General features: G+C 56.8%; 1 protein-coding gene. It reads right to left on the bottom strand.

Annotated features, from left to right (window positions below; translation table 11 throughout):
* Nucleotides 1-221 precede the first annotated feature (221 nt).
* Nucleotides 222-505: fatty acid desaturase (locus tag ALO43_RS00545; RefSeq protein WP_174518485.1), on the bottom strand; the 284-nt coding region annotated here is incomplete at its 5' end.

The following is a 505-nucleotide window of genomic DNA, read 5'->3' as shown; positions in this document are numbered from 1 at the left end:
GCCCTATGGAGCCGGCACCGATGACTACGGTGACTTTTCTCGGGTCTTTCATGAGCAGTTCCTCGGTGAAACGCGAGCGAATCCGCGTGTGCAGATTCGCTGCGTGATGTCCGGATCACCTTATAGCGCTGTCATTTGGTCAACAATGGGGTGTTATCGGGATAGGCTCATGAGCTCAGCTCATGAGTGAGCATTGAAGAAGATGCTCATACAGCCAAGTATCAGTATTTCTGCTTGAGCCTCGACCACATCAACGAGGCAAGCGAGCGGGATGCCATGAGCTGTTCCTCGGCTCGAACTGCAGAGGGCAAGGCATGCCAGGCTATGCTGGCGGTTCGGTGGTGCTGCAAGTGCAGGTTGATGTAGTAGGGCCAGATGAAAAACCGCCCCAGCCAGCCGACGCGCCAAGCGTATGTCCATTCTTCCCAGCCAGGTGTGACGCCGGGGCCGCCGCTATGCTCGGCCATGCTGCGAATTTTCTGCAGCAGGGTGCCGACCGTAATCA

Origin of the sequence: Pseudomonas tremae, assembly GCF_001401155.1 — a bacterium.
GTDB classification, from domain to species: Bacteria; Pseudomonadota; Gammaproteobacteria; order Pseudomonadales; family Pseudomonadaceae; genus Aquipseudomonas; species Aquipseudomonas tremae.
The sequence above is the reverse complement of the archived record's forward strand: the minus strand, read 5'-3'. Positions and strand labels throughout refer to the sequence as shown.